The organism is Colwellia sp. BRX8-9, from assembly GCF_014077245.1.
Taxonomy (GTDB): domain Bacteria; phylum Pseudomonadota; class Gammaproteobacteria; order Enterobacterales; family Alteromonadaceae; genus Colwellia_A.
Window position 1 is genome coordinate 22,137 of the sequence record NZ_JACGVN010000022.1, and the last position, 24,125, is coordinate 46,261.

At 36.8% G+C, this 24,125-nt stretch carries 25 protein-coding genes; 20 read left to right on the forward strand and 5 right to left on the reverse strand.

Annotation, left to right across the window (positions count from 1 at the left end; all coding sequences use genetic code 11):
* Positions 1-360 precede the first annotated feature (360 nt).
* The 4 genes from H4J70_RS16270 to H4J70_RS16285 all read left to right on the forward strand — a co-directional run bounded on the left by H4J70_RS16270 (position 361) and on the right by H4J70_RS16285 (position 3,326).
* The gene (locus H4J70_RS16270; protein ID WP_182251467.1) at positions 361-1,146 is read left to right on the forward strand and encodes an ABC transporter substrate-binding protein; all 786 of its coding nucleotides are present in this window, start codon (positions 361-363) and stop codon (positions 1,144-1,146) included.
* A 112-nt stretch (positions 1,147-1,258) separates the two neighbouring features.
* Complete coding sequence (locus tag H4J70_RS16275; RefSeq protein WP_182251468.1) at positions 1,259-2,128, forward strand: LytTR family DNA-binding domain-containing protein; 870 nt, start codon at positions 1,259-1,261, stop codon at positions 2,126-2,128.
* Between the two features lie 118 nt (positions 2,129-2,246).
* Positions 2,247-3,065 carry a CPBP family intramembrane glutamic endopeptidase gene (locus tag H4J70_RS16280; RefSeq protein WP_182251469.1) on the forward strand — a complete coding sequence of 273 codons (819 nt, stop codon included), beginning with the start codon at positions 2,247-2,249 and terminating at the stop codon, positions 3,063-3,065.
* 12 nt (positions 3,066-3,077) lie between these two features.
* Positions 3,078-3,326 (forward strand): hypothetical protein, encoded by a 249-nt coding sequence (locus H4J70_RS16285; protein ID WP_182222325.1) that lies wholly within the window; start codon positions 3,078-3,080, stop codon positions 3,324-3,326.
* Between the two features lie 106 nt (positions 3,327-3,432).
* Here H4J70_RS16285 and H4J70_RS16290 read toward each other — a convergent pair whose 3' ends face one another.
* On the reverse strand, positions 3,433-3,795 hold the full coding sequence (locus H4J70_RS16290; protein ID WP_182169595.1) for a DUF2237 family protein: 363 nt from the start codon (positions 3,793-3,795) through the stop codon (positions 3,433-3,435).
* Positions 3,796-3,806: 11 nt separating this feature from the next.
* On the opposite strand from H4J70_RS16290, the gene ubiG reads away from it, so the two are divergent.
* The 9 genes from ubiG to H4J70_RS16335 all read left to right on the forward strand — a co-directional run bounded on the left by ubiG (position 3,807) and on the right by H4J70_RS16335 (position 12,569).
* A complete protein-coding gene (gene ubiG / locus H4J70_RS16295) occupies positions 3,807-4,640 on the forward strand; it encodes a bifunctional 2-polyprenyl-6-hydroxyphenol methylase/3-demethylubiquinol 3-O-methyltransferase UbiG (RefSeq protein ID WP_310740365.1) in 834 nt (277 codons plus the stop codon).
* Between the two features lie 350 nt (positions 4,641-4,990).
* Positions 4,991-5,743: an ABC transporter substrate-binding protein gene (locus H4J70_RS16300; protein ID WP_182230822.1), complete on the forward strand. Its 753-nt coding sequence runs from the start codon at positions 4,991-4,993 to the stop codon at positions 5,741-5,743.
* A gap of 396 nt (positions 5,744-6,139) precedes the next feature.
* Positions 6,140-8,965, forward strand: coding sequence for an XrtA/PEP-CTERM system TPR-repeat protein PrsT (prsT, locus tag H4J70_RS16305; RefSeq protein ID WP_182251470.1), 2,826 nt, complete (start codon positions 6,140-6,142; stop codon positions 8,963-8,965).
* Between the two features lie 167 nt (positions 8,966-9,132).
* Complete coding sequence (locus H4J70_RS16310) at positions 9,133-10,284, forward strand: ice-binding family protein (protein ID WP_182251471.1); 1,152 nt, start codon at positions 9,133-9,135, stop codon at positions 10,282-10,284.
* A gap of 65 nt (positions 10,285-10,349) precedes the next feature.
* On the forward strand, positions 10,350-10,463 hold the full coding sequence (locus H4J70_RS21035) for a PEP-CTERM sorting domain-containing protein (protein WP_404842498.1): 114 nt from the start codon (positions 10,350-10,352) through the stop codon (positions 10,461-10,463).
* 65 nt (positions 10,464-10,528) lie between these two features.
* Positions 10,529-10,642, forward strand: coding sequence for a PEP-CTERM sorting domain-containing protein (locus H4J70_RS21040; protein WP_404842499.1), 114 nt, complete (start codon positions 10,529-10,531; stop codon positions 10,640-10,642).
* A 65-nt stretch (positions 10,643-10,707) separates the two neighbouring features.
* The gene (locus tag H4J70_RS21045; RefSeq protein ID WP_404842500.1) at positions 10,708-10,809 is read left to right on the forward strand and encodes a PEP-CTERM sorting domain-containing protein; all 102 of its coding nucleotides are present in this window, start codon (positions 10,708-10,710) and stop codon (positions 10,807-10,809) included.
* 64 nt (positions 10,810-10,873) lie between these two features.
* A complete protein-coding gene (locus H4J70_RS21050) occupies positions 10,874-10,987 on the forward strand; it encodes a PEP-CTERM sorting domain-containing protein (RefSeq protein ID WP_404842501.1) in 114 nt (37 codons plus the stop codon).
* Positions 10,988-11,369: 382 nt separating this feature from the next.
* Entirely contained in the window at positions 11,370-12,569 is a 1,200-nt protein-coding gene (locus tag H4J70_RS16335) for an ice-binding family protein (RefSeq protein WP_259367748.1), read from the forward strand.
* A gap of 63 nt (positions 12,570-12,632) precedes the next feature.
* Here H4J70_RS16335 and H4J70_RS16340 read toward each other — a convergent pair whose 3' ends face one another.
* Together H4J70_RS16340 and H4J70_RS16345 are read right to left on the reverse strand one after the other, a co-directional pair.
* Positions 12,633-13,634 (reverse strand): endonuclease/exonuclease/phosphatase family protein, encoded by a 1,002-nt coding sequence (locus H4J70_RS16340; protein WP_259366844.1) that lies wholly within the window; start codon positions 13,632-13,634, stop codon positions 12,633-12,635.
* 166 nt (positions 13,635-13,800) lie between these two features.
* A complete protein-coding gene (locus H4J70_RS16345) occupies positions 13,801-14,415 on the reverse strand; it encodes a PolC-type DNA polymerase III (RefSeq protein WP_182222326.1) in 615 nt (204 codons plus the stop codon).
* 151 nt (positions 14,416-14,566) lie between these two features.
* On the opposite strand from H4J70_RS16345, the gene H4J70_RS16350 reads away from it, so the two are divergent.
* A complete protein-coding gene (locus H4J70_RS16350) occupies positions 14,567-14,980 on the forward strand; it encodes a LexA family transcriptional regulator (protein ID WP_146801079.1) in 414 nt (137 codons plus the stop codon).
* Positions 14,968-16,224 carry a Y-family DNA polymerase gene (locus H4J70_RS16355; protein WP_182242846.1) on the forward strand — a complete coding sequence of 419 codons (1,257 nt, stop codon included), beginning with the start codon at positions 14,968-14,970 and terminating at the stop codon, positions 16,222-16,224. Before H4J70_RS16350 ends, H4J70_RS16355 begins: the two co-directional genes overlap by 13 nt.
* 586 nt (positions 16,225-16,810) lie before the next feature.
* Here H4J70_RS16355 and H4J70_RS16360 read toward each other — a convergent pair.
* The gene (locus H4J70_RS16360; RefSeq protein ID WP_182244499.1) at positions 16,811-18,034 is read right to left on the reverse strand and encodes an EAL and HDOD domain-containing protein; all 1,224 of its coding nucleotides are present in this window, start codon (positions 18,032-18,034) and stop codon (positions 16,811-16,813) included.
* Between the two features lie 321 nt (positions 18,035-18,355).
* On the opposite strand from H4J70_RS16360, the gene H4J70_RS16365 reads away from it, so the two are divergent.
* Positions 18,356-20,029: a DUF342 domain-containing protein gene (locus H4J70_RS16365; RefSeq protein ID WP_182251472.1), complete on the forward strand. Its 1,674-nt coding sequence runs from the start codon at positions 18,356-18,358 to the stop codon at positions 20,027-20,029.
* 170 nt (positions 20,030-20,199) lie between these two features.
* Here the strand turns inward: H4J70_RS16365 and hflX are convergent, their stop codons facing one another.
* Positions 20,200-21,552: a GTPase HflX gene (gene hflX, locus H4J70_RS16370; protein ID WP_070374388.1), complete on the reverse strand. Its 1,353-nt coding sequence runs from the start codon at positions 21,550-21,552 to the stop codon at positions 20,200-20,202.
* A gap of 347 nt (positions 21,553-21,899) precedes the next feature.
* Here hflX and H4J70_RS16375 point away from each other — a divergent pair, with 347 nt between their 5' ends.
* From H4J70_RS16375 to H4J70_RS16390, 4 genes are all read left to right on the forward strand, one after another.
* Complete coding sequence (locus H4J70_RS16375; protein WP_182251473.1) at positions 21,900-22,652, forward strand: ABC transporter substrate-binding protein; 753 nt, start codon at positions 21,900-21,902, stop codon at positions 22,650-22,652.
* A 332-nt stretch (positions 22,653-22,984) separates the two neighbouring features.
* Positions 22,985-23,131 (forward strand): hypothetical protein, encoded by a 147-nt coding sequence (locus tag H4J70_RS16380; protein ID WP_157470823.1) that lies wholly within the window; start codon positions 22,985-22,987, stop codon positions 23,129-23,131.
* A 43-nt stretch (positions 23,132-23,174) separates the two neighbouring features.
* Positions 23,175-23,840: a sigma-70 family RNA polymerase sigma factor gene (locus H4J70_RS16385; RefSeq protein WP_182251474.1), complete on the forward strand. Its 666-nt coding sequence runs from the start codon at positions 23,175-23,177 to the stop codon at positions 23,838-23,840.
* Between the two features lies 1 nt (position 23,841).
* Positions 23,842-24,123: an anti-sigma factor gene (locus tag H4J70_RS16390; protein WP_182251475.1), complete on the forward strand. Its 282-nt coding sequence runs from the start codon at positions 23,842-23,844 to the stop codon at positions 24,121-24,123.
* Positions 24,124-24,125 lie beyond the last annotated feature (2 nt).

Below are 24,125 nucleotides of genomic sequence, written 5' to 3' on the forward strand. Positions count from 1 at the left end.
TAATGTTTGTCAGGCTAACTGAGATAATAAAATAGCGGGGTTATGGTGATTCTAGTTTACTGTATGGATAATATTTACTGCTTCGTTGTCATTTTCTTTAGGTGTTTCTTGCATCTGACAAACGATAGTTCGCCCACTGTTTTTAGCTTTATATAAAGCCACATCAGCAAGTTTTATCAGATCTTATAATTCATTCATTTGAGCATTAAAATCAGCCACACCAAAACTTGCAGTAATGTATAGAGAAATACCATCATGTAAAACACTCAGTAATTTCTCGCTGCGACTTTGTTGAGTGGTTTTTCAGCAATTTTAGTGTTAATCTTTTTTATCTATAAATCAAGGAAGATTAACCCTATAGTGACCACCTACAATAAAATCAAATACTTAACCTTGTTTCTTTGCTTTTTTACGCTATCAACAAGCTCACAAGAGATTACTTTTCAGCCTCATATTGAAATCGTAACCGAGCACCTGCCCCCTTTTCAAATAGATACACCCAATAAAGTAATGGGATTCGCCACAGAAATAGTCTCTTCGGCGCTATCGAGTACACCGTACACATTCAATATCAATGTCTATCCGTGGGCGAGATCACTTAATATGGCTTTGAATAAAGAAAACACCTGTATTTATTCTATTGCCCGAACCCCAGCACGTGAAGAGCAATTTATTTGGGTAAATACCATCGCCGAGCGTAATATTTCTTTTATCGGTTTAACTGAACGAAAGCTAAGTATTACTTCATTAGAAGATGCAAAGAAACATATGATTGCCGTGATCCGTGACGATGTTACCCACCAACTTTTAGTGAAAGAAGGCTTTACAGAAGGTATCAATTTAACTGTCGTTAATAATACTCATTCATTATTAATGCTGTTAGTTAAGCGTAAAAGTATTGATTTGATTTTAGCCGATGGATATACCATTAGGTATCGCGCTCAATTTAATAATTTAAACCCTAATTTATTTGAAAATGTTTACCAACTAAATACAAAGCCCTTAGACTATTATTTTGCCTGTAATATAAAAACATCACCCTATATAATTGAACAGTTACGCTATGCAATTAATCAACTGAAGATAACGGGAAAGATTGATAAAATAATCAGTGAGTGGCAATATCCCGTTATAAGAGTTAATTAACTACAAAGGCTTCATTGATAATTTTAGTGCTATTAATTTTAAAAATATCAGCAACTAACGGTTAATATATGTTACTTTTCTTATCCATTGTATATTCAAAAGATTTTAAATAATGAGCCTGTGGTTGAAGGATGATTTTGCATCCAGAAAAGTAGTTTTACAGCGTGCGGTACTTTTCTCCACGGTTACCTTATTCGTTTTATTTGTATTCCAGCCTTTTGGCACCAACAACCATACTATTCCCTTCAAATTCTTACGACTTTCCGGGTATGGCTTGGTAACCTTTTGCGCGCTATTACTCTCTGGAGCATTAGAAATAGCCTCAACTCGCTTGAAAATTAACAACATATTACGTTTGATCATCATACCTTGTTTATACATTGCTATAGTTTCGGCCTTTAATCACAGCTACTTTGTCGTGGCTATTCTTGGCTCCTGGCATTGGCAAAACCAATTACTGTTCATTTTATATACTTTTGCTATTGGACTGTTTCCAATCATTTTTATGTATCTTGTCAATCGCCATGCGCAGAAAACGGCTTTACCAAGACAAGTTATCGAAACTGACAATGCAACGAATCAACAAAATGAAAATGTTGTTAATAGCGAGCGAATATCAACTCAGCCATTAACCTTAACCGGTAATAATAAAGGCGACAAATTACAAGTAGCTTTATCACAGCTGTTATTTATAAAATCCGCTGACAATTACTGTGAGTTAGTCATTATTAAAGATAACAACGTTAGCTATCAATTATTACGCAGTTCACTGATCAGTATCTTAAAACAACTTCCTGTTGACTCAACGGTGATGCGCTGCCATCGATCTTATGCTGTAAACCTAGCCTTAGTAGAACTTAGCACCGGCAATGCTGCCGGTTTGAAATTAATGATGAAACCCCTTGATGTTACTATCCCCGTATCTCGTTCTTATGTAGAGACAATAAAACAAGCCTTGTCATTAGTCCCAAAAGCTTGTTAATCATCCCAATATATTGTTAGTAATACCTTTTTTATTAGCTTACCCCTAATTTATGGATATTCAATTGAGTGTTAGTCATGCTTAATTTGAAATTTAAACTTTAGTTAAGCAGGTAAATATGAATAACAAAATTAAAACACTAATAATGATCACTACCTTTATATTCTGTCGCTATAGTATGAAATACTTTTGGGGAGATACTTGGAGTGAAGCTTTACTGGCACTAGATAATCAATCCCACCTTTTATTAACACCCGCGAGCTACCTCTTTATATATAGTCCCTTAGTGTTAGTGGCAAGCTTACTATTTAAGGACGTTGATTTAACTGAGATTTTAGGTCTAAAAATAGCAGGATTTCAACATTACTTTTTAGCGGCGGTTGCCTGTTGCTTGCCGATGACAATCGGTTACGCCTATTTAAGTAGCGAGTTGAACCTTGCCCTATCAGGGATAATGGTTGGCTCGGTATACGCGGGGGTGTTCGAAGAAATTCTTTTTAGAGCGGTATTGTTTGGCGTTTTATTTCGATATTGCCACTTAGGATTTATACCTGCTGCCTTATTTAGTTCTGTTATCTTTGGTTTTGGGCATATATATCAAGGGCATGACCTAATGTCAGCCTTTGCAGCTTTCGCAATAACTTCGGTAGCCGGTACTTGGTTTGCATGGTTATTTTGTGAATCTGGTTATCGAATTTGGTTCCCTTTGTGGATGCATATTTTCATGAATGCAGCTTACGGAATATTTGGCATGTCAGGTGGTGCAGCGGGAGACTTAGCGGGCAATATATTTAAAGCAAGCTCAATTATTTTAACTTTGCTTTACATTCATCTGCTTGTTTGCCGTGGTAAAAAGCGTGAAATAACCTTTTTAAACTTGTGGAAAAATCAGTCGACCACAAGTACAAAATCGACATTAACCACTCAAAGTATTTAAAGGGAATTAGCTATGTTTGAATTATTTTTAGTCATGATAACACTGACATCACCGGTATTAATTATTATCTTGGTTCGCCATTACTTTCGTTACAAATCAGCAGCCAATCAACAATTATTAGCGTTACAAAAAGAAACTAATAGTCATACCGCCAGAGCAACACAAGAGAAATTAGCTATACTGGTTGAACGAGTGATCGTACTGGAGAAAATCGTCACCGATAGCAACACCACACTTCGCCAAGAGATAAAAAAATTATAATGATGTTATTGATATCTCTGCTATACGACCTTGATTATTAAGTCGCTAACTCGACCTAAACAGTGGTATCGGTGTTGTTCGTTATTTTATCAACAAGAGTAACGCCTTAACGCTGATATTCATGGGCCTTTAAAACATCTAATGAGACCACTGTTAGTGCTTTTTGGTTGGTTGCCTCAAGCACAATAGGTGGAGCAACATTGGCTGCAATAGCGTGATACCAACGAACAGCGCATAAACACCATTTATCACCCGCTTTTAAGCCAGGAAAATTATATTGAGAATTAGGGCTGATCAGATCATTGCCTTGTAATTTTGAGAACTGAAGAAAATCGTCGGTCATAATTGCGCAGACACTGTGGTTACCAAAGTCAACTTCGGGCACAAAACAAAACCCTTTTCGGGTATAGCCCGTATTACTACAACATAACTCTAAATCTGTACCTAATACATTCAGTTGATTGTCCATAAAGGTGCCTTGTGTTAATTAACAAAAATAAAATGGATATACCTACCATGTTAGACAAAAGTAAGCTTAGTCCAGTGAAAAATAATACCATTAAACACACGCCAGCTGGTAATTTTAGTCCAGCAGAAATCGCTAAATTTAATAAGTTCGCTGAAAGTTGGTGGGATCCAAACGGTCAATACAAAACGGCACTCGAATTCAATCGAGTACGCGTCGCGTATTTTATTGCAGAAATTTGCGCCTTCTATGGTCGCGACCCTAATCATATAGCACCGCTGCAAGGATTAAAAATTTTAGATGTTGGCTGCGGCGCAGGTCTGGTTTGCGAACCTTTAGCAAAAGCCGGAGCCACAGTGGTCGGTATAGACGTGAGTGAGGTAAGTATTGAAGTAGCAAAACGCCATGTGGTCAAATCTCAACTTGATATTGAGTATCGCCACGAACATGCGCAACATACCAGTATAAGCGATGAACATCGCTACGATGTGGTGATTAATGCGGAAGTCATCGAGCATGTTCCCAACCAAAAAGACTTGGTAAAACAGTGTAGCCAATTATGCAAAGTGGGTGGCTGTGTGGTAATGGCAACGCTAAATCGCACGATTAAATCCTACCTAGTAGGCATTCTTGGCGCTGAATATATTATGCGTTATTTACCTATAGGTACACACAGCTGGCGTGCCTTTGTAACACCACTTGAATTAAACACGATGGCGACGCTAGCACATCTGCACTTGGTGACAGAAATAGGCATGACCTACAGTCTCCTAACCAAAACTTGGCGTACAACCTCAAGTTTAGAAGTCAATTATGTACAACTATATAAACATCTAGCAACCAGTTAGCCTTTCGATAATATCGGCTATAGAAAATAGACAGTCGCTTATTTATTTAGCCAACAATTACCTGATAATAAATGTAAAAGTGTCAACACATTCACCCTGCTAAGCAATACAAAGCTCAATAGCAGGTCAATAGCAGGTCAATAGCAGGTCAACAGGGTAGTGCCCCCTAATGATACAAAAACACCAAGTTTGGACAGATACCTGCTGCCTTATTTACTAAAAAATCGTAATCTTCCCTTGCAATAACACTCGTTTTATTATTAATACAATACTAATAGGTAAACACTGTGCAATAGAGTAAGTATAAATATCTTAATTTTCCCTCAATCAAAATTGGCTAGAAAGCCGATATGAATAATATAGTTAAGCAAGCGATTGTTGCTCTATTATTGTTTGTATTCTCATGGGCAAGTTATGCTCAGCAACTGAGATTTGTTACAGAAGATTTACCCCCCTTTCATTTTATGGGCGCAGATAACAAACCGGCTGGAGCTTTAGTTGATGTTATTGAAGCTTTAATGATTAAAACTCAGCTTTCTGCTCAAATCGAGTTTATACCTTTTGCACGTAGTTATGATTTAGCCTTAAATAATAAAGATATTTTTATGCTCTCTTTAATGAAGAGTACTGACCGCAAAGATCTTTTCCAGTGGGTTGGTCAAATATTTAAGAGCAAAGCTTTTTTGGTGGGTCTTCGCAACCGCGAAGATATCAATATTAGTAATATTGAAGAGGCAAAGTCGTTTGTCGTGGGTACAATCCGTGGCTATCACTCGGAGCAATATTTAAAAAACATAGGCTTTCTAGAGCAAAAAAATTTACATTTGTCCGTTAGTTATAAACATATGTGGAGCATGCTCTTTGAACAACGAATAGACTTTATTTTAACAAACTTTATTGCAGTAGATAGAGAAATGAAGAGTATTGGGTTTAACAAAGATGACATTAAACCTTTTATTGAACTACATGACTTTCCTGGCGATCTTTTCATCGCGACTGGACTTAAAACAGCAGATAAAACAGTGACTATTTTATCTGCTGCATTACAACAAATAAAAGCCGATGGCACCTATAAAAATATTATGGATAAGTGGGGTTTATAAGTAGCATAAATGCTATTCAACCAATCCATTTCTGCTCTAGTAACCATGAGGTCCTTGAAATCAAGCCTCAAGGAATGGCAGTTTATTACTTAGACATAGTTTATCAAATTTTAGGCCTAGTGATCAGGCCCAGCTTTTTACAAAGATGAACGACAGGATATTGTTCATAATCTCCGTAATCGTTTATTTCACCACAGAGCTTTAATCAGCAAGGTTATAATTTAGCTGTTGGCGTGCTAATTGTTAGATTAGCACGTAGCAAATTAATACGGGTTCATTTTTCAAAGCCAACACTTAATGTTTTTCTGATGACTTAAATAGTCATAAAATTCAAATTTCTATTTTTAATACATTGTTGTTTGAGATGTTGTTAGAAGAAAATAAAGGCCATAAGTCATGATGAAAAAAATACGGAAATTAATTATCTCCTTTATTCAAATAGCTGCTGTGTTAATGGTAAATATGGCAATGGCAGCAAACAGCGAAAAAAACCATTATGAAGCCGCACTTCAAGCTTATAACCAAGGAAAGATTGAAACAGCTTATATTCATTTAAAAAATGCTTTGCAGCAAAGTGAACGTAATTTACCGGCCAAATTATTACTCGCTAAGGTTTTAATAGATAAAAATTCTTACCCTGCTGCTGAGCAAGAACTCAATGATCTACTTGCTCAAGGTGTTGATAATAATTTGATTGTTTTTCCACTTGGTGAGAGCATTTTAAATCAAGGTAAGTTTGATCAAGCTTTAACATTTGCCAGTAAGATGACGCTAAAAAAAGAAGGAGAGTTAGCGTATAACCAAATAAAAGCACGAGCTTATATTAGCTTAGATGACCTAGAAAACGCCAAAATAACCTACCAAAGTATCCTTACTCTGTATGCCAATAATATTGACGCATTATTAGGGTTAGCAACAGTTTATATTTATCAAAAAAATAATATCAAAGCTAAGGTACTGCTTACTAAAGCGAACAAAATTGCGCCTAATAACGAAATACTCTGGCAATTAAAAGGTCATCTTGCTCGTAGTGATGGTCAATTTAATGATGCTATTAACTACCTAACTAAAGCGAATGAACTGAATCCGAAGAATATTGAAACGTTGCGAATTTTAATCGGCTGTTATGTCGATATTCAAAACTTTAACATGGCTAATCAGGTTGCAGATAAAGTACTTGAGACCGCAGAAAATGACCCTCAAACAACATTTATGAAAGCTCTCATTTTAAAAGAGCTTAACCAAGTAGAATTATCAAAAAAAGTGCTTGTTGAACTCAGTAATCAATTATCTAAGCTTGATGAGTCATATCTCCTTTCTCAGCCGCAATTATTATTGCTTGATGCCATGAGCAGTTATGCTCAAGAAAATTGGATACAAGCTGAAAGTAAATTCAAAAGATATCTAAGTCAAAGCTCTACTCAAACTGAAATGAGTGAGATTATGCTGCTTGCTGATGTTTACCAGCAACAGCAAGAACCAAAACATGCCTTATTATTACTCGAAAAGAATGAGAAAGATCTGATCTTCAATAAACAGTACGCCTTGATATTAGCTGGTTTATATCTTAAATTTGACCAAAATTATAAAGCTGATTTTGTTTTATCAAAACTGCGCGTTGATTACCCTACAGATGAAGCGGTGTTGATTCTCTCAGCCAATGTACTAGAAGGCTCTGGCCGTATTGAGCAAGCGCTTGCTTTATTAGAAGATGCAAATATCAAAGGGGGTGAAAGTTATCAATACGCGTTGTCACTGTTGTCATTAAGGGTAGGAGCTTTCCAAAAAAGCTTAAATTATATAACACCATTAATCGATACTTATCCAGAGAATGTCAGCTATCATTTGATAACTGCACAAATATTGATTGAATTACAACAATTTAGCCAAGCCCAAAAAATTATAGAAAGATTGTATTTAAAGCAGCCACAAAATAGTGAAATCAGTACCAGTTATGCATTATTACAACTTAATCTTGGCAAACTAGACTTAGCAAGAAAGATATTGAGCGATGTGCTAAATAAAAATAAAAATAATAATCAAAGTGCATTATTACTTGCCAAAGTTGAATATCGTCTTGGTAATAAAGAGGCGGCTATTGCTGGGCTTGAGCAGCAAGCTAAAATACCATCAGTAAAGACAGTTGCACTGACTGAGTTAACGAATATTTATATTGCTGAACAACAATGGCAAGATGCACTGTTAGTTATTGACCAAATGTTGCGGGATAACAGACTAAACATTCAGGCTTTATTTAAAAAAGCTGAAGTATTATTATCATTAGATCAACCGAAAAAGTCTCAACGTAAATTAGATATATTGGCGGGATTGGTTGATGAAAATGTGCCACTATTAATGAAACTAAGTCGACTACAGCTAAAAGTAGAAGACTTTGCTGGCGCAGAGTATAGCCAGGAAAAAGCCTTTAAATTTGCGCCTAATTCATTACCCATTGTTATTGAACTTATTAAGATTAAAATTCAATTAAATAAAATTAACGAAGCCATTGAGTTACTTGCACAAACTCAACAAAGAATACCTAAAGACAATGTCGAGCTTACTATTTTACAAGGCGATATTTATAATGCTGGCAATAATAAGCCTCAAGCTTTTAATTCATACTTAAAGGCGGTTAAGCAAGATCATACTAATTTAACGGCTTTAAGTAAGTTATATCAAATCAGTAAAACAGCCTCTTTGTCAGAAAAATTTATTGCCGAATTAAATAACCTTATCACTGAATATCCTCAATTGTTATTGCATCGTCATTTGTTGGCGGATCATTTGCTAGAAAATAAACACTTTGAAAAAGCAAAAAAACAATATCAAATACTGCTTAAAAATAATATACCACCAACAAAAAGAGCGTTAGCACTGAATAATTTAGCGACTATTTATATTAGAGATAAGAACTTTACTATGGCAATAGAAACCGCTAAACAAGCTTTGAACCTTGACCCTAGAATGCCTTCCATTATAGATACTATTGGCTGGGCATTGGTTTTATCTGAAGAGTTAGATTTGGGTCTATCTTACTTAAGACAGGCATTCAGCTTATCTTCCACTAGCCCAGATATTCAATACCATATTGCTTATGCCCTAGCAAAGTTGCAACGTATCCATGAGGCAAAAAAAGTATTAATTAAATTAATAGCTTTACCTGATGATTTTGAAGAACATCAATTGGCTCAACAATTATTTGATAAATTAGAAAAAAAATAAACAAAATTTACAGCAACTTAACAACTAAAGGTAATTATATTTACAATTAAACGTGCATTTATTGTACAAATGCCCTGCTCCCACCTATTATATATTGTGTAAAGTATACAACTTATGGATTAAGTTTTTTCGTCTGAAATTTTAAGATATATGACATGGAGTCTATTATGCAGCGCCTTACTCACCTCTTTTTTATCTTAATGATAATCTTAGTTTCTAGTGCAAACGCAAGTTTTCACCCTCTGCTAGATTCAGATCTCAATGATCTATCAGTCTATGCAAACGGTACAATAACAATGGCTGATGGTGTGATTACTCATGGTAATATGCAGGCCCTCACTACAATAACATTAGCGGCCAATGGCCAAGTTGGTGGGAATATTGAGGCTGGTTCTACAGCAACCCTAAGCGATAATGTTATTGTCGCTGGCTATATAGAAGCGAGCACTACCGCAACGCTAGGTGCCGATGTAAACGTTATGGGTAAGGTTCAAACGGGTACCACAGCAACCTTCGGCGCCAATGTGTATGTTGATGGAAATATTGAAGCAGGAAGCACAGTAACGTTAGAGCAAAATGCAGAGGTTATGGGGAATGTTGTAGCAGGAAGTACAGTGACCATAGCTGCGGGGTCACATATTCATCAAAATGTTGATGCCGGAACTACCGCAACCATTGCTGCTAATGTTATTATTGATGGTGGACCAGCTACCAGCGACTCATCAAAAGCCCCACCTCCTGCTCCTGTCGTTACCAGTAAAGAAAATCAAATTACCACGGTGCAAGCCGAGCTAAAAGCATTGGTAACCGATGGAGAACTAGATTGGGATGATTTTGGCGACAACGATGAGTCACTCGTCGCTGGCGTCTATAATTCTGTTAATTATCTCACTATTGCCGCAGGAAAAACACTCACCTTAGATGGCAATGGTATGGATGGCTCTTGGGTTTTCAACATCGCCAAGAATCTAAGCTTTGGCATTGACTCCAAGGTCGTATTATTAAACGTCACCGATAACAGCAGTATTCTTTGGAACGTACTGGGAGAAGGCACAACAGGCTTCACATCACTTGGGGCAGGTGCAGAAGTTAGAGGTCATATTCTTTCTAAGGGAGCCATTGATGGCGGGGCTATTTCTTTAGTAGCAGGTATAGGTGACAGTTGTGGTGGTGTTTTTTCAGCAACCAGTACCGTCACATTTGCCGCAGATAGTATCATTGGACATCAAGGTTGCGGAGCAGTTGACGTACCTGAGCCTGCCACTATTTGGTTATTAGGTTTAGGTATATTTATGATAGTGAATAGAAAGCACAGATAAATGAGAGTTGTGGTGGTGTTTTTTCAGTAAGCAGTACCGTCGCATTTGCTGCAACAATCAGTATCATTGGACATCAAGGTTGCGGAGCAGTTGACGTACCTGAGCCTGCCACTATTTGGTTATTAGGTTTAGGTTCAGGTTTAAACATAGCTATGATAGTGAATAGAAAGCACAGATAAATGAGAGTTGTGGTGGTGTTTTTTCAGTAAGCAGTACCGTCACATTTGCTGCAACAATCAGTATCATTGGACATCAAGGTTGCGGAGCAGTTGACGTACCTGAGCCTGCCACTATTTGGTTATTAGGTTTAGGTTCAGATTTAGACATAGCTATGATAGTGAATAGAAAGCACAGATAAATGAGAGTTGTGGTGGTGTTTTTTCAGTAAGCAGTACCGTCACATTTGCTGCAACAATCAGTATCATTGGACATCAAGGTTGCGGGCCGGTTGACGTACCTGAGCCTGCCACTATTTGGTTATTAGGTTTAGGTCTATTTATTATAATGAATAGAAGACAAGTATAAATCAAAGTTGTAGTGGTACTTTTCAGTAAGCAGTACCGTCACATTTGCTGCAACAATCAGTATCATTGGACATCAAGGTTGCGGAGCAGTTGACGTACCTGAGCCTGCCACTATTTGGTTATTAGGTTTAGGTTCAGGTTTAGACATAGCTATGATAGTGAATAGAAAGCACAGATAACCTTTGAATATTTAAAAATAGCCCTTAAGTGGCCTTTATATTTGTGCTAACTATGCATTTTGGCTATGGCTCGTTTTACTACATTATTTAACAAGACAGTTATAATTGTGATCTGCCTGCATCACATCTCGATAACCTTTTTGTGCATCATGTTAACCTATTGACGTATTATGTTAACTTATGAACATATCACCTGCTTTGTAATAAAAAAACAAAAGAATGTAATTACAATAACTTACGATATAAATATTCAAATAACAAACAACACACCGTCTTATCTGCTATTATACAGTTGTACAATTCTTGGAATAAGTTTTTTTATTCTATAAAAATTAAGTTTTTTTATATGCTGAACGCTCAGCTATATGAAATGGTGTCTAATTTGAAACTTATCAATTCAATCCTCTGTATTGTGGTGTTATTTGCTGTGTCTGACGCACAAGCGAGTTTTCAACCTTTGCTAGGCTCAGAACTAAATAACCAGTCGCTTTATGCCAGTGGTTATATAACCATGGGTGCACGAACAACTATTGGTGGCAATATCCAAAGTGCTACGGCGATAACACTAGCAGCTGATGCAATTGTCGGTGGTAACGTTGAGGCTGGAACCGCAGTAACACTTGGCGCAGCTGCCGGTGTCGATGGCTATATTCAAAGTACAACAACCGTTACCCTAGGCGCTTCTGCTGTTGTCGACGGCTCTATTATTGCAGGTACCACAGCAACTATTGGTGCGAGTGCAAAAGTTGATGGCGAGCTAAGCGCTGGCACAACAGTAACCATAGCGGCAACCGTTGAGGTTGGCGGCGATGTTTTGGCTGGCAGCACAGTAACCGTTGGTGCAGGCTCACTTTTCGGGGGCGATGTTGATGCTGGAACCACCACCACTATTGGTGCAAGTGTTGAAATCGTTGGCGCGCTTACTGCTAATTCTTTGAAAATGGTTGCACTGCCCACCATCGTTGATAGTCAGGAAGTGCTTATTACGTCTGTGCAACAAGATATAAAAGACATGGGTACAGGAACAGAACTTGTATCCACCACTTTTGGCACCAACGACGAAACACTTGAAGCGGGTATTTACAGCACAATAAATTATTTAACCATCGCGATAGGTAAAACCTTAACGCTTGATGGTAAAGGTATCGATGGCTCTTGGATTTTTAATATCGCCAACTATCTGACCTTCTCTGCAAACTCAACAGTGATATTGAAAGATGTTACCGATAACAGCACTATTATCTGGAATGTTCTTGGCGATAAAACCGGCTCAGCAGGTTACACACAACTCGGCGCCGGCGCTGAGGCTAGAGGTTATATTTTTGCTAGAGGTTTTGTTCAAACAGGTGCTGATTCAATGATAGCGGGCATAGGCGATGATTGTGGCGGCGCTTATTCAGCAAGTAATTTTATTGAATTTGGTGCTGATACTGTTATTGGTAAAAAAGATTGTACCAATGGCGAGTCCAGAGCTTCTGCAGATAGCATTGCCGTCACTCAAGTTCCCGAGCCTGCAACACTGTGGTTATTCGCTCTAGCACTTTTTGGTTTGGCAATTAAAGCGCAACGTAAAAAAACGTAAATTCAGTATCACCAATAAAAAAGGCTCCTTTGGGAGCCTTTTTTATTTGGGTCTTTGACTAATTTATGATCTTAACGTTAGTGTAACCAAGGCAATACCGTGATCGGTACTTTCGCCATCTCGTTCAAAGATAGGATTAATTAAATGTCGATCATAGGTGTCGTACGCACTGACCTGATAAAGACTATCGTGATAACTAGCGTCAAAATCACATGATAATAATATATAATCAAGTACTGAGCTGCTCGCACCAAAATAATGTGTCGGAGTGCGCTGTATTTTTTCCTCTTGATGAGTTTCATTTTTCACTGCAACTTGAAATAAATCCCAAGCATCTTGCAAGCAATATTTAGCAAGATAGGCATCACGGTCAATGGCCGAAACAAAGCGTAGGGTGTTAGTCAGTAGATGACTTAGCACACCATCAGTTAAGGTATTATTGAAGTCGCCCATTAATACCATTGGCTGACCGGTAGTCTCACGCCGCGCTATTATTTCAATCATTAATAACGCCGCTTCACTGCCACGTTGTATCGTTGAGCCCCAACCACCTGCCACTTGTGCTTTTAGGCTTTCAATAATGGTTTGCTCTGGTGTACGACTTATATTTTTATCATCGACTTCAATCATAGAGCGCTTAGATTTAAAGTGCACAACATAACAATCACAGTTACCCATATGAGGCACATCAACTGTTGCCCTTAACACTTTTCGGCTAAAAGAGAATTTATCAGTTAAACCTAATGATAGTGCAAGTTCAGTGTTTGCTTTTACCGCAGTAACTTCAACAATAGGGTAACGAGATGCTATGGCAACAACAGGACGTTTATAAATAAAATCATCTATCACTTGTGGTTCATCAACCACGGCAAAATAACAATAGCCCTGCTCTGCAACTAATTGCTCTAGAGACTCAGGACTAAAGACTTCTTGGAAGCCAATAATATCAGGTTGATATTCACGTAAATATTCAGCAATCCAATGTTGCTTTTTACGCCACTGCTCAGCACTATAAATTCGTTCAAATTCATAGAAAGCATTGGGCGGCTCAAGATAATTAAACAAATTAAAAGTAGCTATTTTAAGCTGTAAATTTGATACAGCTATAGAAGGCAGTATGGGATCTATTTCTTCTGGGGCTTTTTTATCTGGATAGTCGATAATGTTAACTCTAATAAACGTTAAACTGTGAGTATACCTGAGATAAAAAATTAAAAACCAACAAGATAAATTACCATTTAGTTAACAGCTTACTTACGTCACTTTTTGCTGTCTTTGATAACTTCTGTATTAATGCAAAAGGTACAAACTCGTGGTTAATTTTTTCTTCAATATCATCAAGCATCAACAACCACAATTTTGCCGTCATCTCAGCATCAAATAACGCCCGATGAAAAGCCCCATCTGATGGAATATTTTTATAACGAATAAGCGTACCTAATTTATGATTAGGTGCGTCTATATTGATTCTGCGAGAGACAAGTAACGAACAAATAAATTGCCCAAAGTATTTTCGATTAATGTTATTAAGCTCAGCGTCCAAGAATTTTTGATCAAAGGAAGCATTATGGGCAAGTAAATTATCGTCACCCAGAAAATCGGCAAATTGTGCCATCACTTCACCACAAGAGCCGACCTTAGCAAGCATCTGATTAGATATTCCGGTGTATTGCTCAATAAAACCACTGATCCTAAAACCAGGATTCATTAATGATTGAAATTTATCGGTAACCTTACCGTCTACAATTCTAACCGCACCTATCTCTATCGCTCTATCACCTTGATTGGGTGATAGTCCTGTGGTTTCAAAATCAAGTACCACTAACGAATTGGCATTTTCATGCATCTAAGTTAACCCTATAAATTTATGCAGCGCTGATTTTAACGGCTATATTTCAAAATGAAAGTAATCATTACTCGTAAGCAATGTTAAATTATTCTGTTCAATAATCAACTTAGAAACTATACTGTATAAAAACACAGGTGAGATTTAAGTAATGAAAGTTATTCCTATTTACATTGAAGCAGGTATTTCAGGGTTTGAATCACCCGCAGCCGAATATAAAGAACTGGGGTTATCATTAGATAAACTTCTTATTAGGCATCCTAATGCCACATTTATTGGCCAAGCATCTGGTGAGTCCATGCAGGGTGTGGGCATTTTTGATGGTGATTTACTTATCGTTGATCGCTCACTCACCGCCAGAAATGGTGATGTCATCGTGGCAAATTACAATGGCTGCTTTGTCTGTAAGTTGATTGATAAAAAGCAAGCTCGGCTGTTATCAGCGTCTAAAGATTTTGCGCCAGTTAGCATCAAGCCCGAAGACGACTTTCAATTAGAAGGTATTGTTACTCGCTCTATTCGACTCCATCATCAAGCTCCTGAATTAACCGCATGTATGCATTAGTTGATGCAGTATCTTTTTATGCCAGCGCAGAAAAAGTCTTCGACCCGAGCATAAGAAACAAGCCCGTTGTTGTTTTAACGAATAACGACGGCTGCATTTGTGCTGTTTGTCCTATTGCTCGACGGCTGGGTATTCCAAAATTCACCCCCTATTTTCAGATAAAGGACTTACTACATAAGCATGGTGTAGTGGTACGCTCTTCCAACTACGAGCTATATGCTGACTTAAGTGAAAGAATGATGAATGTTATTGCTAGGTATTGTGATGACCAATATATTTACTCAATTGATGAGTCATTTTTACATTTTAAAAACTATAGTGGCGTTATTAAAGATTGGCACCAATACGGCCATGAAATAAGACGTGCTATTTGGAAAGAAACCCGGTTACCGGTGGGAGTTGGCTTTGGCACAACATCAACCTTAGCTAAAGCAGCAAATCATGCAGCTAAAAAACTTGACGGTTACCAGGGTGTTGCCATTATTGATAACGCGCAAAGTGCGAAAGAAATATTAGAAAAAATGGCGGTAAATGAGGTTTGGGGTATTGGTAATAAAATATCTCAGCGACTAAAACAGCAAAATATTAGCACAGCTCATCAATTATCAATGCAGTGCCCTAAAATTATGCGCAAGCAATTTAGTGTTATCACTGAACGTACGGTTAACGAATTAAAGGGGATTAGCTGTTTAAGCTGGGATGATGTAAAAGCACCTAAACGGGAAATATTCTCTACACGTAGTTTTGGTCAACGTATTGTAGATATACATACATTACAAGCAGCCTTAACTACCCATAGTACGATAGTCGCTAAAAAAGTAAGGCGTCAATCTTCACTTATCAAAAAACTGCTCGTGTTCGCTTCAAGCTCCCCCCATGATGAAAATTATTATAAACAAACAATGGTTTATACTTTTCCTTTAGCAACAGATAATAGTTGTGATATTGCTACAGCGGTCAGTTTAATACTCGCTGAAATATTTATACCCGGTGTGCATTTTTATCGTTGTGGTGTCGGTGCAATCGCCTTGGAAAGCAGACAACATCAACAAGCTGATTTATTTTTATCTGATCATTCAAACCCAATACTAATGAATTGTCTTGATAGTATTAATAGTCGTTACGGTAAGGGGACATTGACCTTGGGCGCAGAGGGAAAATCAGACTCCTGGCAAATGAAACGGCACTTTTTAAGTCCACAGTACACAAGTAACTGGCGAGACATACCCAAAATTAGTTGCTAAAAAAATGAAAAAACACTTTTTAAGTCAACAACACAAGAGTAACCACGAGTAACTGGCGAGACATACCCAAAATTAGTTGCTAAACAAATGAAAAAACACTTTTTAAGTCAACAACACAAGAGTAACCACAAGTAACTGGCAAGACATTCCCAAAATTAGTTGCTAAACAAATGAAAAAACACTTTTTAAGTCAACAACACAAGAGTAACCACAAGTAACTGGCAAGACATCCCCAAAATTAGTTGCTAGGCAAATGAAAAACACTTTTTAAGCCAACAACACAAAGGTAACCACGAGTAACTGGCAAGACATCCCCAAAATTAGTTGCTAGGCAAATGAAAAACACTTTTTAAGCCAACAACACAAAGGTAACCACGAGTAACTGGCAATACATCCCCAAAATTAGCGGCTAGGTAAATGAAAAAACACTTTTAAGCCAACAACACAAAGGTAACCACGAGTAACTGGCAAGACATTCTCAAAATTAGTTGTTAGTGTTATTCGTAAGTTTAGCCACTGTAACCTTGAACTCATAATATTTAAGGATAAAGTTGCTAGTGATATAAAATGTCAAAGGGCTACCACCTTAAAAGATGTTCATCCCCCACTTTAATGCGTCGTAATAACAATTTAACAGTCTAGTTTCAGAAATTTTATTACTGCCAATACAACGAGTAACACGCTTACTCGTTGATACTTCATAATGCTTAGCCAATGTTAATAGTTCTGACAATTCACCTTGTTGCTCAGATAACGCCAGTTTGATATCTGATGAAAAAAGAAAACTCTTTACAATATCTGCCATGGGTAAATTTAATATGGCATCTAAATTACTCAATATTCCGGTTAGAAAAGCTTTTTCATTAAGGTGACTGAATGATTTTTCTTTCGTTATGAGTTCCATCATTTTAGCGCGTACTAAAGACTCGATAAAAAGTTCTGGTGAACTTTCAGATGATAATGCTGACATTGATATAATTGCAACATACGGCTTTATTTTATCTGTTCCCAAATAGGTAATAGCTTGCTTAATAGAGGTAATTTCAATATTGCCACACTCTGCGGCACTGTTTACCAACTTTAATATACCGCTAACTAACGTTACATCACGGCTAATAATTTCAGTCAGTTGGTTGAAGTCTAAGTGTGGTTTGTAAGCTTCTAAAAAAAGTTGAATTAAATTAATTTTTAGAGGAGATATAGACGTGCCGGACTTTATCTCGGGTTTGTGAAAAAAGTAGCCTTGATAATAGTCTATAGCTAGCGCTTTAAATTGTTGGTACTGCTGATTCGTTTCAATGCGTTCAGCAATTATTTTTATACGACTATTAGTTGATAATAGGCGTTTTTTCAGCCCTTCTATTTGAGTGAAAGTAACCTGTTCAATGTCAACTTTAATAATAGAGATATATGGAAAAAACACTTCCCATTTACTTTCGAAATTATAATTATCCAACGCAATGACATAACCCTTTTTATGAAGTTGAGCAACATTGAAAACGAGTTCATCAGAGATGTTAACTGTTTCAATAATTTCAACCACGATATTTTTTGGGTTAAAGAGCAAAGGCGACTTTTGTAATAAGGTAAACTCATCAAAATTAATAAAGGCCAATTTTCCAAGGCAAACATCGGCTAAATCACCCAATATATGGTTTTGAAGTATAACTTTTGAGGTTGCTTTTTCTGGAGAATCCCCATTAAATACATTCTCTAAACGGTCTCTAAAGAGTAATTCATAACCGATAGTTTTAAGATTTATATCTAAAATCGCTTGCCTTGCGATGAAAGTGTTTAATACTATTTCCATTAATCAAACCTATGAGATTTCGTCCTTTAATAGTAGTTGCTTTTCCTAGAAAATCTATGTAAATACTTATAAAACATAATAAAACCTATCAACGTATGGTTAGTTAGGTGTACAGTGACAGCAGACTAAAAAACACGCATTGAAAGATTAAAACGAGTCGATAAACTTTAATCTTGTCAATTCAGTGAACAGGCTGAATTTATTAGTATTCAAATAATAAACAATATTACAGCAGTAGCCGTAAACACCTTATTTATTAGCAATTAACCTCAATTTAAATGATAAAGTTGATATTAATGCAGACAAATCAATGAAGAATATATGTGTGATATAAAATTAACACTTCAAAACGAAGATAAAGATTTATTAATGACCATCACGCCTGTTAAAGGACAGCCAAAAGCTAACTTAAAAAAACTACAAACAACATTCAAATTATCTACATATTCTACTTTTTTACTGATTGACGGGGCGATGGAGTTACTACTAGCAGAAGTGGCTAAAAGTGATGAGAGTGATGAATCAAAAACGACGACAGGTATAAGTTCAATCATAGCAAATGCTGTTGATGCGAATTTAAAGGTCACGTTGGGGCCTGAAAATATGTTAGCTACATTAGAATTTACCGCAGCTTATGGTGGTAAAACCATTGAAAATACTGATGTTATTAATGTATTAAAAGAAAACAATATAACCAAGGGTATCATTAAAGAAAACATCATCAATATTGTAAAAGAGGGGCAGTTACTTCAAGGAGGTAAAAGTATATCTACCGAAATAGCAAAAGGTAAAATGAGCAGAAATGGAAAGGATGGTTACGTAAAATATTTAGTCGATAACCCCGCAGAGCAAATTATGTGTCCTAAGAAGCTCGAAAATGGCAATGTAGATATGCGTGAATTAGGTAATTTAATTCATGTAAAAGCAGGTAAAAAATTAGCTAAGCTAATACCACCAACCGATGGTGTTAAAGGCTTTGATGTAACCGGAGCGGCTATAGATGCAGTATCAGGTGAAACATGTTTTTTAGAGGAGTCTGAAGGTTCTTCTTTTTTAGATGAAAACAACAACATTCTTGTTGCTGCTATTGATGGTATGCCCAAGTATTTAGATAATAGTGTCGCTGTGCATAAGTTACTGGAAATTGAAAATATAGATGTTGGCACCGGAAACATTCGTTTTGATGGCTCTATTTATGTGCAAGGCAATGTTTGTGAAGGTATGCAATTATCCGCAACTGAAGACATCGTCATTGGTGGGTTAGTTGAAACCGCTTCAATTTCTGCAGGCGGCAATATATCGATTGCACTGGGCATTATTGGTCGACAAATATCAGACAAAAATAAGTTAAAAAACAGTACAGTGATCAAAGCAGATGGAGATATTAGCGCGCAGTTTGCACAATATGTCGATTTTTTTTGTAAAAAAGATATTAACATTACACAATATATTTCTCATAGCCACATTACAGTTGAAGGTGATTTATGGGTGGGTAATATCGCTAATGACAAAGCGGATGGAAAGTTGTTTGGTAGCCATGTACTCGCAGGAGGTTTCGTTCATATAGGCACTCTTGGTTCAGCTTGTGGCGCAATGACCTATTTAAATTTCAATTATTGGCCCAAAACTGTCGAAGAATTAAGAATAAGTGCAGACGAAGCAAACTATAAAATAATTAGGCGCTTACCTAGAATATATAAATTATTACGAAAGGCTAACGACCTAGATAACGAAAATACTAAACAGATAAATCGTATTACCCATGCATTAAAGCAGCACTTATACTTGTTAGGTAAACTCAATAAAGAATGGCTAGAAAAAGCGAATAATATCAATGAGCATTTAGCGATTTTTGAGCTAACAGCTTATCAGTCAATACTTTCGGGTGTAAATATTGAAGTCGCCAATAAAAACTATGCTTTTAAGCGTGACCATGAAGCCACACAGATAAAGTGGCTTGAAAATAAAATCAGTATAGAGCCAATAGTTAATTAATTGAAATAACTTAAATGAATTAACCTTCGAACACCATACTGATTCACTAGAGAAACCTTAGATTTTTAAATATTTATCCATGTATAATCCTAGAACATTAATGACTCAGCAATAAATCACCGGGTTCACCACAGACATTGCTCAAATTAATGAACAGCACAGCCATCACTTTATAAGTTCTGCATGCGCTTTTTTAATCTCTCTAAATCAATCGCGTTTGAGCGTACTGTAAGTTTAATGTGACTATACTCATAGTCTTCCTTGGTAACACTCATGCTCGATCGAATTTCACCTATGATACCTTTAGCGGTATAAGGAATAATAATCTCATCTTCAATCATATCGTCCTGCGCTGCGTTAACAATATATTTATGCAGCTTAGTGATATCAAGAGGATTTCGAGTAGAGGTGATCATAGCATCAGGAAACTCTTCCATCAGTGCTTGTTGTTGCTCAATACTAAGTTGATCAGATTTGTTGAGTACCAGTAATTTCTTACTGTCTTCAACACCGACTTCTGCCAGTACTTCGTGCACAACATCGAGTTGTGAACGAAAGGAAGCATCCGAAGCATCAACCACATATAAGAGTAACGAAGCATCATGAGCTTCGGCTAAGGTTGAATGGAATGAGGCAACCAAATCGTGCGGCAACTTTTTAATAAATCCAACCGTGTCTGACACTAATATCCGTGGTTGTGTGGCTGGGTATAGTGCACGAACTGTGGTATCAAGTGTTGCAAAAAGTTTGTTTTCGCCAACAACATCACTACCGGTAATCGCTCGCATCATTGATGATTTACCCGCATTGGTATATCCCACCAATGCCACACAAAAAAGCTCAGAACGTTGAGTACGTCGGCCTTTCATTTCATGTTGAACACTGACCAATTCGCGTTTAAGGTCGGCTAATTGGTCGCGTACTGCTCGGCGGTTAAGTTCAAGCGTTGTTTCACCTGCACCTTTACCCATCTGACGTTCTTTATCACCACATGATGTTTCACGAAGTCGTGGTGCTACATAATTAAGACGAGCAATTTCAACTTGTAGTTTTGCTGTTTTAGTACGCGCATGACGACTAAATATTTCAATAATAATACCGGTGCGATCAAACACCTCTACGCCTAACTGATTTTCGACGTTACGCAGTTGAGATGGACTTAAGTCACAATCGAAGACCACGACATCTGCACAACCAAAAGGCAGGTTTTCTGATGGGATATCTGAAGGCACAGCAGAAATGTCAGTTTCATCGAGTAAATCATCAGCGTCATCTAAGCCTTCAACGACACCCTGGTTACCCGTAAGGTGAGCTATTTCAGCTAATTTCCCCAAGCCCAGTACATTAACTTTCTTAGTCGAACTCTGCTTTTGAGATTGAGTGCCAACCACTTTGAAGCCAAGTGTTGTCACTAAGCGCGCAAGCTCTGCAAGTGATTCTGTTGCTTCATCACCTTTAAAGTGCGGTGTGCAAATAGAAATAAGTAAAGCGTTAGTAAGTGATGCTTTTGCTGTTAGTTGCATAATTATTTATGTTAGTGCACCTGAAGTGCAAACCTAAGTTTTTATCTAAAGTAGTGTTATCCTACGCTGTTATAGCTAAGCTTTATAGGGCAATGGCAGACTAAATAGCGAGTTTATTTTAGTTGATAAGAAATCACTGAATGATGTCGGCAGCAGATCCCGCGATTAAGAGAATAAACGCGGCTTAGTATGATGCACGCGATTATGATTCACCGCCAACTAAAAGCCTAAAACTTGCTGTAATCTATTAATAAAAGATTAATAATATCAACAGATTTAAATTACCTTATTTACTATTATTTAACTACACTCTTAATCAATGAACAATTAGTTGTGGTGTTATATTCATGTCAAAAATATTAAGCGGCCTACTTTTTACCTATCTACTTTTATTCTCAACGGTGTCAACGGCGCAGCAAGTCATAAAAGTGGGTGTCGGTAACTTTCCTCCTTATTTTATTGAAAAAGGCACACAAGGCTTATTTGTTGAAATCATTGATGAAATATTCAAAAAGCTGCCACAATATAAAGTGCAATACATCCCCATGAGTAATAACCGGATCTTACATGAAATTAACTATGGTAAGTCAATTGATGTTGCTTCTAATATTTTTCCCAGTTCAAAAGTAAAAGCCTACTTATCAGAGCCAGTGTTTCGCTTTAGAGATGTAGCAGTTTCGAAAAAGTCAGCTCAGTTAATTATTAATAATATAAGTGACTTGCAAGGAAAGTCTATTGCCGCATACCAAGGAGCTACAGAGCTGCTTGGTGAACAATTTAAGAATATAGCAAAAGAAAATACAAAATATTCAGAGCATGCCCACCCTAAAGAGACCACTCAACTGATGCTTTCTGGAGAAAAGGTGATTAGAGTCGGTGATATCAACGTATTTTGGTATGATTTAAATAATAAATATTATAGTGATGAAGCGAGCATAGCCCGTAACAATTTTACCGTACATTATTTATGGCCCTTTACCTACTCGAATATGGCTTTTAAAGACAAGTCACTAAAAGATGCGGTAAATAAAGTGATCAAAGAATTAAAACAAAATGGCTCAATAGAAAAAATTTATGCAAGCCATGAAATGCAAAAGTAAGTTGCAGGGACTTATGATGACTCAATAACAATGCTTTATATTACGCAATAGAGACAAGGTAGAGTATCTTATATTTCAACTCAATTGCTGTAATCAAGTGCCCGTAAGCAATTTTACTTTAAGCCTGTTAACACTTTTTATCTATTACCTATTACCTATTATCAGTTAAAGTCCACCCATAATAAATAAGACGGATAGTAACAGGTTACAGAAAACGCAATACCGTTATTTAACATCACCACACTGCCGCTTAGCGTTATATAATCATAATGAGCGTGCTTTGTAGTACTTCTTTTACGATAACTAATTTATTAGAGGTCAATAACTCTTTCATGGGTAAAGGTGCACTTGGGTCTGTTATCGCTTACCAGCCATCATCCCAAGGTACCGTAACGGCTGCTACTATTATCGTGAACATTAATGACACTAAAAAAACAGCCTTAAAATTAAATAGTGATTTTCAATTAATTATTCGTTAACTTAGTTAGTTGATGCGCTAAAATTAAAAAGGTTACAACTTTTTTGAAAAAACAATCTTCCGCTACTTTAAGCCAAGATATCGATAAAGAAGATGAACTAGTTGAGAAGCTGATCAATAATAATGCTTTCGCTTACGAGGCATTAGTACGTCAATACAGCGCAAAAATGTATACCCTTGCATGGCGCTTTTTTTCCACCGATGACGATGCACAAGAGTGTTTACAAAAAGCCTTCATTCAAGTTTTTAACAATATCACCTCTTTTAAAAAAAATTCAAACCTGTCGACTTGGCTGCACCGTATTACGGTAAATGAAGCGCTAATGATGCTTCGACAAAGAAAAAGGCAAAACACTACCTCAATAGAAACATTTTATCAGCAATACAATGACTATGGAGAGCGTACGCAATTTGCCGATAATTTAGGCCATAGCTTAAACGATAACCTAAATAATAATATTGAAATGCTATTTGAAAAAGGTGAAGAAAAATTATCGCTTAATAATATTATTTACCAACTTCCTGAGAAATATTGTAACGTTTTACTGCTTAGAGACATCCAAGAACTAAGTACCAAAGAAACGGCTGAAATTTTAGCAATATCTGAAGCTTCAGTGAAAACTCAATTACACCGAGCTAGGTTACTTTTAAAAACTATTTTAGAACAGGAAGACATAAAGAACGCAGAAAAAAATTGGAAGGTAAACTGATATGTTAATGATTAAGCGATTAATAGCCCAGCACATGCCAGGTATGTTGACCTGCGAAGAGGTTGACAATTTTCTATATGATTTTCATGGCGGTAATTTATCTTACATTGAAAGCTTTAAATTTAAACTGCACTTAAGTATGTGCCCAGAATGCAGAGATTACTTAGAGGGCTATAAAAATGCCATTCGTCTTTCTCAAACAGGGTTTATTAAAGCAGAGCAGGGCCCAGAGGTCCCAGAAGATCTTATACAAGCTATCTTAAAGAGTCGAACGTCTAAATAGTT

What these genes read in the sequence shown, in the direction of transcription:
- H4J70_RS16360 (WP_182244499.1), bottom strand. Translation starts at nt 18,034, where the DNA reads ATGGAAATAGTATTAAACACTTTCATCGCAAGGCAAGCGATTTTAGAT.
- H4J70_RS16380 (WP_157470823.1), top strand. Translation starts at nt 22,985, where the DNA reads ATGGGTAAAGGTGCACTTGGGTCTGTTATCGCTTACCAGCCATCATCC.
- H4J70_RS16365 (WP_182251472.1), top strand. Translation starts at nt 18,356, where the DNA reads ATGTGTGATATAAAATTAACACTTCAAAACGAAGATAAAGATTTATTA.
- H4J70_RS16390 (WP_182251475.1), top strand. Translation starts at nt 23,842, where the DNA reads ATGTTAATGATTAAGCGATTAATAGCCCAGCACATGCCAGGTATGTTG.
- hflX (WP_070374388.1), bottom strand. Translation starts at nt 21,552, where the DNA reads ATGCAACTAACAGCAAAAGCATCACTTACTAACGCTTTACTTATTTCT.
- H4J70_RS16300 (WP_182230822.1), top strand. Translation starts at nt 4,991, where the DNA reads ATGAATAATATAGTTAAGCAAGCGATTGTTGCTCTATTATTGTTTGTA.
- H4J70_RS16375 (WP_182251473.1), top strand. Translation starts at nt 21,900, where the DNA reads ATGTCAAAAATATTAAGCGGCCTACTTTTTACCTATCTACTTTTATTC.
- H4J70_RS16280 (WP_182251469.1), top strand. Translation starts at nt 2,247, where the DNA reads ATGAATAACAAAATTAAAACACTAATAATGATCACTACCTTTATATTC.
- H4J70_RS16275 (WP_182251468.1), top strand. Translation starts at nt 1,259, where the DNA reads ATGAGCCTGTGGTTGAAGGATGATTTTGCATCCAGAAAAGTAGTTTTA.
- prsT (WP_182251470.1), top strand. Translation starts at nt 6,140, where the DNA reads ATGATGAAAAAAATACGGAAATTAATTATCTCCTTTATTCAAATAGCT.
- H4J70_RS16345 (WP_182222326.1), bottom strand. Translation starts at nt 14,415, where the DNA reads ATGCATGAAAATGCCAATTCGTTAGTGGTACTTGATTTTGAAACCACA.
- H4J70_RS16350 (WP_146801079.1), top strand. Translation starts at nt 14,567, where the DNA reads ATGAAAGTTATTCCTATTTACATTGAAGCAGGTATTTCAGGGTTTGAA.
- H4J70_RS16310 (WP_182251471.1), top strand. Translation starts at nt 9,133, where the DNA reads ATGCAGCGCCTTACTCACCTCTTTTTTATCTTAATGATAATCTTAGTT.
- H4J70_RS16290 (WP_182169595.1), bottom strand. Translation starts at nt 3,795, where the DNA reads ATGGACAATCAACTGAATGTATTAGGTACAGATTTAGAGTTATGTTGT.
- H4J70_RS16285 (WP_182222325.1), top strand. Translation starts at nt 3,078, where the DNA reads ATGTTTGAATTATTTTTAGTCATGATAACACTGACATCACCGGTATTA.
- H4J70_RS16355 (WP_182242846.1), top strand. Translation starts at nt 14,968, where the DNA reads ATGTATGCATTAGTTGATGCAGTATCTTTTTATGCCAGCGCAGAAAAA.